At 67.7% G+C, this 9,684-nt stretch carries 6 protein-coding genes; 3 read left to right on the top strand and 3 right to left on the bottom strand.

What is annotated here, in order from left to right; translation table 11 throughout:
• Nucleotides 1–296 precede the first annotated feature (296 nt).
• The 3 genes from GA615_RS28540 to GA615_RS26980 all read left to right on the top strand — a co-directional run bounded on the left by GA615_RS28540 (nt 297) and on the right by GA615_RS26980 (nt 5,515).
• A complete protein-coding gene (locus GA615_RS28540) occupies nt 297–419 on the top strand; it encodes a hypothetical protein (RefSeq protein WP_261343979.1) in 123 nt (40 codons plus the stop codon).
• A 688-nt stretch (nt 420–1,107) separates the two neighbouring features.
• Nucleotides 1,108–1,365 carry an AbrB/MazE/SpoVT family DNA-binding domain-containing protein gene (locus GA615_RS26985; protein WP_152054457.1) on the top strand — a complete coding sequence of 86 codons (258 nt, stop codon included), beginning with the start codon at nt 1,108–1,110 and terminating at the stop codon, nt 1,363–1,365.
• 112 nt (nt 1,366–1,477) lie between these two features.
• A complete protein-coding gene (locus GA615_RS26980; protein WP_161602602.1) occupies nt 1,478–5,515 on the top strand; it encodes a serine/threonine-protein kinase in 4,038 nt (1,345 codons plus the stop codon).
• Here the strand turns inward: GA615_RS26980 and GA615_RS26975 are convergent.
• From GA615_RS26975 to GA615_RS26965, 3 genes are all read right to left on the bottom strand, one after another.
• On the bottom strand, nt 5,504–6,484 hold the full coding sequence (locus GA615_RS26975; protein WP_152054455.1) for an enediyne biosynthesis protein UnbU: 981 nt from the start codon (nt 6,482–6,484) through the stop codon (nt 5,504–5,506). The two genes, GA615_RS26980 and GA615_RS26975, sit on opposite strands and share 12 nt — an antisense overlap.
• Complete coding sequence (locus GA615_RS26970) at nt 6,477–8,441, bottom strand: CRTAC1 family protein (RefSeq protein ID WP_152054454.1); 1,965 nt, start codon at nt 8,439–8,441, stop codon at nt 6,477–6,479. Before GA615_RS26970 ends, GA615_RS26975 begins: the two co-directional genes overlap by 8 nt.
• 410 nt (nt 8,442–8,851) lie before the next feature.
• Nucleotides 8,852–9,684: ECF-type sigma factor (locus GA615_RS26965; protein WP_235905692.1), on the bottom strand; the 833-nt coding region annotated here is incomplete at its 5' end.

Here is a 9,684-nt window from a genome sequence, read left to right as displayed (position 1 = left end):
AAACCAACTGCATTGGCAACTGGATGCGAGCTCAGGGTCTACGCACGTTAGAAACGCTGAGTTTTTCGCTGGTTTGGTCGTCCCAATCCAAATCGCACAACAACACAACTTTCATGTTGAAACCTCTATAATAGAGAAAACGCTGTATTTTCATGGATATGCTCAAAGTTACACTACAATAATCAGTTGCCCAAGTTTCCCAAATTTCCTGTTATGATGCGTAGGCCCTGGATGTGAGCTTCGGTGAGGATGCCTCACGGGTTCGGACGGGCCACGCGGCAGCGAACCTGAGCGTGATGCGACGGTTTGCCCTGGGTTTACTGAAGCGTGAGACCGAGTGCCGGCGCGGGATCGAGACCAAGCGGCTGAAGTGTGCCTTGAGTGAGGAGTACCGGGAGAAGGTCCTGTTCAACTCATGAAATAAGATGCGGTTTCCCTGAAGGGAAGCCCACACCGCCCGGGCTTGCCGAGGGCCATTGACGATCCCTCGCACGTGGTGACGTCGCGATGAGCCAGCGTAGCGACGGGGCCGCCCGCATCCCGATCGGTATTGGACTTCAAGCAGTCTCGCCTTGGCCCTACCACGCGGGCCTCGCGGGGCTTTCGGCTTGCTGGCTATGCCTACCCCCGCTTTCCATCCGTCGCTGAAACGTCCGGCCATTGCAGCGAAGACTTGGTCGACTGCGGCAATGAGGTGGATGGGCCCTGAATCGGGGCCAGAGTGGAGCCGCGGACCACGTCTTTGTGTTCGGAAGGCGAACCACCCCGCGAGCCTGCTTGGGGCATCTGTATAGGCCATGAACCGTTCCAACGGGGTTGTTCTCATGTTCTTCTCCTTAATCCACTCGTCGCCGTGCCGACGGGACTCGGCCGAGTTCGACGAGCGGTCCCGATACGATCGGGGGAGCCACTCCAAGCGTGACAGGGCGATCAAGGTCGCGACCTAATTTCAAACACGGCATCCTTTCCCAAACTCCGGGCGAGATCACGGAATGTGTTGAACCTCCGGGTATTGAACCTCGGGGTTGATGCGGTGACAATTCTTGTCTGGGATGCCTGATTCTCAGAGTGTCAGATTCACGCTCTCGTCATTCGAGAGGAGTTGTCATGGCAAGCTCCAAGAAGGATCGGAAGCGGATGGGGTCCGCGTCCCGGGACGCCGGGAATGCCTCGACCGGGATCCGTCCGATTGCGACCGAGCCGAGTCGGGTCGGCAAGCGGGGGTCACTGGTCATCCCGGCGGCGCTCCGGCGACGCTACGGGATCGAGGAGGGCAGCATCGTGGTCGCAGAGGCGCACGAGGCGGGGATCCTGATCCGCCCGGCGATGGTCCTCCCGATCGATCCCTTACCGCCCGAACGCTAGGCCTGGAATCCCCCCAACGAGTTCGGTGAGGTGGGCTCGCCGTGTCGCTGGTCTCGGAGGACGGTCCGGGACGATGAGGCCCCATCGCGACCAAGATGAGGAGATCGGCCTAATGGGAGATGAGCCTGAGGCGTTTCGGACGGCTACAGCCCACTCTGTTTTCAACCGCGTCGAGGCCCTCTGCCAAGCCTTCACCGAGGAGTGGGAGGCCGGCAAGCCCCCCTCCATCGAGCCCTATCTGGTCCAGGTCGACGAAGAGACCGGGACGACCCTCCTGACCAACCTCCTTGACCTCGAGCTGCGCCGGCGACGGGGACTTGGTGAACGTCCCACCATCGACGAGTACATCGAGCGGTTCCCCCGACACGCGTCCCTGATCCGCCGTGTCTTCCTCGAATCGACGAGCTCGGCCTCCTCGCCCGGCGATCGTACTGAAACCGCCGGCAATTCGACTTCCGGCCTGGCCACACCGGTCGTCTCGAGGCTGGGCGAGTACCGCCTGATCCGCGAGCTGGGCCGGGGCGGCATGGGCGTGGTCTTCGAGGCGGTCCACGTCCGCAGCGGCGACCGGGTCGCATTGAAGACCCTGCCCCTGGCCGAGGGCTCGGCCTTGCACCGCTTCAAGCGGGAGTTCCGCTCGGCGGCCGAGCTGAACCACCCGCACCTGGTCGGCCTGCACGAACTGGCCGCCGACGGCGTCCAGTGGTTCTTCACCATGGACCTGGTCGACGGCACGGACTTCCTCCGCCACGTCCGCCCCCGCGGACGGCTGGACGAAGGTCGATTGCGGGCGGCGCTGACGCAACTGGCCTCGGCCGTGATGGCCCTGCACGGCGTCGGGCTGGTGCACCGCGACCTGAAGCCGTCCAACGTGCTCGTCTCACCCGGGCGTGGGGTGGTCGTGCTCGACTTCGGCCTGGTCCAGGACCTTGGCGGGGCGAGCGCCTCGGGCAGCGACCGCATGGCCGGCACGCCAGCGTACATGGCGCCGGAGCAGGCCGCCGGGAAGGAGTCGGCCGCGCCGTCGGCCGACTGGTACGCCGTTGGCGTGATGCTCTACGAGGCATTGAGCGGGCGGCGACCGTTCGACGGGACGCTGCTTCAGGTGCTCCAGGGCAAGCAGTCGAAGGACGCTCCCCCGCTGCCGGTCGACGGGTCGGTGCCGGAGGACCTTCCCGTGCTGGCGATGCGGCTTCTGGCCCGCGATCCGGCTGGCCGTCCCGACGCGCTGGAGGTCGCCCGCGTCGTCTCGGCTGGGGCCATGATCCCCGGTTCGGACGCCAGGGGCGAGCCCGGTGTGCGCCTCGTCGGGCGCGGCCCGCAGCTAGCACAACTGGAGGAGGCGCGCCGAGACATCGATCGCTCGGGTTCCCCGCTGACGGTCTTCATCCGAGGGCGATCGGGGGAGGGGAAGACCACGCTCGCCGAGCAGTTCCTGGCCCCGTTGCGGGAGGACCGGCAGTTGACCATCCTCTCGGGCCGCTGCTACGACCGCGAATCGGTCCCCTTCAAGGCCCTGGACAACCTGATCGACGCCCTGGCCAGCCACCTCAGGGGGCTGCCCCCGGAGGACGCGGCCCTGCTGATGCCGGCGGACGTCGGCCTGCTCGCCGACGTCTTCCCGGTGCTCGGCCGAGTGGACGTGGTCGGCAAGGCCCGCCGCAACCGGCTGGCGGACCTGGACCCCCAACAGATGAGGCGTCGGGCCTTCGCCGCGCTGCGCGAGCTGATGCTGAGGCTCAGCGACCGGGCCCCGGTGGTGATGTTCGTCGACGACCTGCAGTGGGGCGACGACGACAGCGCCGAGGCCCTCTTCGAGATCCTGCGCCCCCCCGAGGCGCCGGCCGTCCTCTTCCTCGGCACCTACCGCTCCGACGAGGCCGAGGGCAGCGCCTTCCTCAACGCCTGGGCCCAACTGCAGCGGAAGCACGACATCGAGGTCGCCCGTCGCGACGTCACCGTCGGTCCGCTGGACGAGCAGCAGCGCGTCGAGCTGCTCACCGACCTGATCGGCCGGGACGACGAGGTCGTCCGCCGCCGCGCCGCCGAGATCGCCCGCGAGACCGGCGGCAACCCGTTCCTGCTGGTCGAGCTGGCCGGCTGCTTCGACCCCGACTCCGACTCCTTCCGGCTCATGCCCGTCGGCGAGGTCATCGCCCAGAAGCTGGGCCGATTGCCGACCGAGGCCCGGGGGTTGCTGGAGGTGATCGCCGTCTCGGGCCAGGCGTTGCCCGTCGACGAGGCGTTGCAAGCCTCCGGAGGGCACTCAGCCCTGTCGCTCAACCCGATGCGCAACGAGCGGCTGGTCCGTCTGCTCGGCGCCGGCGAGGCGTCGAAGCTCGACACCTACCACGACAAGATCCGCGAATCGGTCCTCGACGAGCTGGGCGCGGACGACCGGCGGGCGATCCACGGCCGGCTGGCCGACCTGATCGCGGCGAAGGTGGGGGCCGACCTCGGCCGGCTCGAGACGCTCGCCTCCGGCCCGGATCCCGTAGCCACCGAGGCGGCCACCGCGATCGACCGGATCTACGACCTCGCCTTCCACTTCGACGCGGCCGGCCGTGGGCGGGAGGCTCTCGCCTGCGCGCTGATCGGGGCCGAGCAGGCACGGCGGCGGTTCGCTCCTGAGGTGGCAGCTGCGCAGTACGAGATCGCCCGGCGGAACGCAGGCGAGGCGCCCGATGTCGTCCGCTTCCGGATCGCCGAGGGGTACGGCGAGGCCTTGATGCTGCTGGGCCGCTACGACGAGGCGAACGACACGCTGGATGGGGTGATCGACCTGGTCGATGACCCCGAGCGGAAGGCCCGGGTCGAGTCGCTCCAGGCAGCGATCGCGTTCAAGGAGGGGTTGATCGACCGCAGCATCGCCCTCGGAGAGAGCGGGCTCCGACGCCTCGGGATCCGGGTCCCCCGCACCAGGCCCGGCTGGGTCTTCGCCGCCCTGCACCAGGTCCTCATCCAGACCTGGCACACGCTCTGGCCGTCGCGATTGCATCGGCGCTCGACCACCTCGCGTCGCGACCTCACGATCCGGCTAGGGTACCTGATCAGCGAGCCCTACTTCTTCCAGAACTCGATCAAGGCGCTGTGGGTCCATCTGCTCGGGATGAATCAGGCCGAGCAGGTGGCCCCGTCGTCTCACCTGGCCCTGACGTACGGGATGCATTCCTGCTGGTCAGCGGTGATGGGCTGGAACGTGCGGGGGGCGCGCTACGGCGATCGGGCCATGGCTCTGGCCCGCGAGCTCAACGACCTCTACGCCCAAGGATACAGCTGCGGCTACCAGGGGGCCGGCTTCTACGCCGCGGCTCGCTACGAGGAGGGCCTGGAACAGCTGAACGAGGCGATCGAGCTGCTCAATCGGTCTGGCGACCTCTGGGAGTACCACCTGGCGCGCTTCCACAAGGCCTGCTGTCATTACGGGCTGGGGCAACTCACCGAGGCGGTCGCCGCGGCCCGCGAGACCTTCGCCTCCAGCGCCCGGTTCGGCGACACGAGGACCTACTGCTCCAGCTGGCTCTGGGCGCGGGCCACGGGCGGAGACTTGCCGTTCGAGGAGATCCGGGGCTGCTACCCGATCCGGCCGGACGACATCCTCTCCACGGTCCATGGACTACTCACCGAGGCCGAGTGGCTCGTGTCGCAGGGCCGCACGGGAGATGCGCTCCAGGTCTTCGAGCGGGCGGCTGAGATGGTCCGAACGACGTTCTGCGTCAATGGACACTCCATCCTGGTCATCCCGATGCTGGCCCGGGGGCTCCGGCTGCACGCCGAGGCGATCGCGGGCGAGGACGCGCGTCAGGCTGCCCAGCTCCGACGGCGCAGCGCCCGACTGGCCCGATGGGCCACCCGGTTTTGCTGGCTCTTTCCCGCGACCTATTCCTTGGCGCTCCGGGAGCGTTCCCTGAGCCTGGCCGCCCTGGGGCAGACCCGGAAGGCGCTTCACTTCGCGGAGCGGAGCTGTGCCTTCGCGGAATCCAAGAATGCGAGGTACGAATTCGCGCAGTCCGCCCTCGTCCGGGCGCAGATCGCACGGCATCTGGGGCGGCCTGGGGCTGAGGAGCAGGTCCACGAGGCCCAGGCTGCCCTGGAGGAGATCGAGCGGCCCGTGCGATCGACGGTCAGCCCGGTCGCGTCAGCCGAGTGAGGCTGGCTCGACCCCCGCGAGGGGCCCGGGCTCCGCCACGCGTCGCTCGGCGAGGGTCATCGCGTAGAGGCCGACCCCCCGGGCGGCGGAGACGAGCGTCAGGGCGTAGAAGAGCCCGAAGGCGACGTGGGCCATCATGAACACGCCGTAGACCGCCGCCACCGAGGCCCCGAAGACGATCTGGTCCCCAGGCCGAGAGGGCGTCGTGGCCGGGTCGGAGATCATGTAGAAGGTGAACAGCAGGGCGGCCACGCCCGTCGCCGGGGCCAGACCAGCCAGTAGCGAGGCGTCGAAGAAGGCGCTTCGGATGGCCGCCTGGAGCACGAAGCCGACCAGCCAGGCGACGATCAGCGGATAGCGTTTCGTGTATTTCAGGTTCAGCAGGCTGCCCAGCGAGAAGATGATCACCGGCAGCGACCAGTCGGCCCAGCCGTCCAGCGCCCCGGTGAACTGCCAGGGCATCGCCAGGCCGACCCAGGGGAAGGTCAGCAACGTCACCGTGATCGCGAAGTTCGACGGGTTGAGGAAGTGCCTCATCCTCGACCCGACCGGCACCCGCAGCACGTACTTCGAGGCGATCGCCACCGAGACGGCGAAGGCGACGACCCAGAGTCGGTCGTTGTAGTAGAGCAGCATCGACAGCGCCATGGCCGCGATGTGGGCCGCCAGCAGCGAATCGATCAGCGGGACCACACCCCCCGCGTAGCGGGGACGACGGCCCTCGGCCCAGGCGTCGAGCGTCTCGAGCAGCAGTTGCATCGCATACGCGGTGGCCAGGGCGACCAGCGGCTGCGCCCAAGACTGCTCGAAGCCAAGCCAGAGATGGCCCAGGACGTTCAGCACGGTGATCGCGACCGCGAACCGCCGCAGAGCCCCCAGATGGCCCTTCGAGTAGCGCGGGGCGCCCTCGATCGTCGTCGGCTCGTCCCGCCTGGCCGACTCGCTCGTCATCGCCGACTCACTAATCATCGTTGGTCTCCCCGCCGAGCAGCACGGTATGCCAGCCCGGTTGAACTCGGATCGTCTCCTCATGGACGCGTCCGTCGACCCCCCGCCAACGGAGGTCGACGTCGAGGCGGGTCGCGTCGTCGACCCGCCCCAGACCGAAGTGCAGCTCCGGGGCGCGTTGCCCCGAGTGACCATCCCCGCCGTCGACCCGGTTGAACAGGCTCCGGCCGTCGGGGAGGTGGACGGTGGCTTCGGCCCCGATGGCGGGCATACCCGGGCGATCGGTCGGCGATCGACCGGCTTCGATCGCCGTCGGGCCCCGCTCGCCCGGCCCGACGGCCAGCAGGAGCCTCAGGCCCAGGAACGCTCCCGGGGCGGGGGCCACGTTGCGGAAGAAGGCCGATGGCTCCCAGTTGTTCGCCACGGCGAAATCGAGCCGGCCGTCGCCGTCGACGTCGGCCGTCGCGAAATCACGGCTGACCGTCGGCTCATCCAGCCCGACCGCCCGAGCCAGGTCGTGATATCCGTCGCCGATCCGGACGTAGAACCGGTTGAGCTCGTCACCAGCGATGTCGTCGCCCGGCTCGACGGCGGCCCAGGCCCCCGGATACCGGATCACCTGGTCGTTGCTCAGCGCAATCTCCTGCAGCTCGGGCCAGCGGCTGACTGTCCCTCGGGTGAAGCCGTTGGCCTGGAGCAGCTCCGGCTCGGCGTCATTGTCAAAGTCCCCGAACTTGACCCCCCAGGCCCAACCGCTCCGGGAGAGCCCAAGCCGTTCGCTCTCGTCGCGATACGGGGCCACCCCCTCGGCCATGCGCCCAACCTCGCCGGTGCTCAGGAACGCGAAGTTGCTCTCCTGGAGCCCAAATTCGCTGCAGATGTTGCTCACCACGAGGTCGAGGCGGCCGTCCCGGTTCAGGTCGGCCAGGTCGACCCCCATGCCGTTGAACGTGTCGCCGCCGAGCACCTTCGAGCGAGGGGTCGTGAACGACCGCTCGCCGTGGAGCAGCGCGAAGTCGAGCCGTCCGGGTCTCGACCGATTGTGAAGGAGCCGATCGGGGCCGAAGTCCTGGACGAAGTAGATCTCCGGCAGCAGGTCGCCGTCGAGGTCGGCCGTCGCGATGCCGAAGGTCCAGCCGTGGGCGACCTCGGGCGCGAGCACCCCCTCCGCCTCGGCGAAGCGGACCCGGGGCCCGTCACCGCCAGAGGGCCGTTCCCAGAGCAGCAGGCGGTTCCGGCCGCCGTTGGAGGCGTGCGACAGCGAATGAAACAGCTCGACGGGCGTGTCGGAGTCGGGATCCAGCACCGGCACACCATCGGGGAAATACTGTCCAATGATCAGGTCGGGATGGCCGTCTCCGTCCAGGTCGGCCCGGGAGACGCTGCTCGTGTTCCAGACCTCGTGCGGCTCGACCAGCTCGACGGCCTCGAACCCGTCCCGGGCCAGGGGGGCGGGCTCCTCGCCGGCCTGGCGTGCGGCGCGGAGAAAGAGCACGGGCGAACGGCCCCAATAGTAGACGAGAACGTCGGCCCGCCCATCCTCGTCGAAGTCGCCCACCAGGCTGCCCATCGGATCGGTCGACTCGGGCCAGTATGGGAGCGGGGCGACATCCAATGTGAAGGGTGCGAACCGCTGGCCGCTCCCCGGAACGGGAGAGACAATGACGCGGTCAAGCCTCGGGTCCACGTGCACCAGATCGTTCGGGAGACCGTCTCCGTCGAGGTCGGCCAAAGAGACCGCGGCGCCCACGAACGAGATCATCGAGGGGAGGTGACGAACGCTGGGGTTGACCTCCCGGACCGACCGGAGCGGGAGCCCGGAGAGCTCGGGGAGCAGTGAGCGTTCGAACCGGAAGTCGGCGGCTCTGCGCTCCACCTCGATCCCGGGCGGCTCCGGCTGGCGGCTCAGGCCGTAGAAGGCGAGGACCGCTCCAAGCCCGACGAGAGACGGAACGATGTGACGGGGGCTTCTTCGCATCGGTCGACACGGTGGCTGGAAGGAATTCGCCCCGCCTATCGGAGCGTTGATGGGCTAGACAACGACGTACGGAGGGCACCGGAAAAGCCGCGAAACCGGCTACAACTCCTTCAGCTTCATGCAGCTGGATCGAGCGAGCAACCGAGCCACATTGCTCCCGTGTGGGCGATTCCGGGGGGGAGGAACAGCCGGTCTGCCTGACGGACAAGCCCTACCTAACTTCTATTCCGACAAACGCCGGCCGAAGGTTACAGGTGAAATGCCAAATTCGCGCAGGCCATGGGCCTCACCGTCGGGCCGGAACGCAACCCTCTGAACGAGCTGCCAGAACCGGGCACCTGGAGTGAGTCCCGGCCCTTCTGCTGGAGTTCGAGAAAGGATGTGTTCGCGTTGCGGGCGACCGGATCGGGTCATTGGCCTTCGATTTCGGCCAGGCCTCGCTCCGCCTCGGCGGTCAGGCCCGCGTCATCAAGCCCTTGCGCGGCTCGTTTCAGGTTCGTGTAGTGGTTCCGGAGGAACTGGCGGTAGGTCCGATTCCGAGGGTCGGCGGCGAGGGCTTTCTCTTGCCAGGCAATCGCCTCTCGGACGCGATCGCGGCCCTCGGCGAATCGGCCTGCGATCAGATCGATGATCGCGATGTTATTCAAGAGGCCGCCGAGACTGCTGGAGTTATCGGACCAGTCGGGGTGGGTATTGGCGAGCCCCCGACGGATCGCCAGCGCGGCCTCATAGGCATCGCGGGCAGCGTCGTCATCGCCGCCGGAGATCAACACGTCGCCAAGATTCGCGTGGGTCCTGGCCAGGGTGCTCTGATACTCGACGACGGTCGGATTGTCGGCGGCGAGCCGTCGACGACCCTCCAGGGCGACCATGTAGGCGTCGCGAGAGGCGGAAAGCGGTGCCGTTGCCTCCTCCTCCTTGATCCAATGGCTCTGGATCCGGTCGATCTTGCGTTCGATCGAACGTTCGGATACCCGCAACGCCCCGGCAATCTCGTGGTTGGTGAACCCTTCCAGCTTCATGCGGGCGACCCGGACCAGGTGCGCATCCTTGGCCGATTCGAGGCTGCGCAACCGCTTCTCGAGCTCGTCGGCCAGGGCGACGGCCTCCTCCGGCGTTGGCTCGTCCTCTTCGGCGATCTCAAGGACGCTGGCCCGGAGAGGGGGACCTTCGCCTCCCATCGAAGTCCTCGCCTCCGACTGGGTCCGTCGGGCGTCGCGTTTCTGGCGACGGTGTTGTTGAT

It is taken from the genome of Tautonia marina (assembly GCF_009177065.1).
In the GTDB taxonomy this organism is placed as follows: domain Bacteria; phylum Planctomycetota; class Planctomycetia; order Isosphaerales; family Isosphaeraceae; genus Tautonia; species Tautonia marina.
This window is presented reverse-complemented; position numbering and strand designations above follow the sequence as displayed.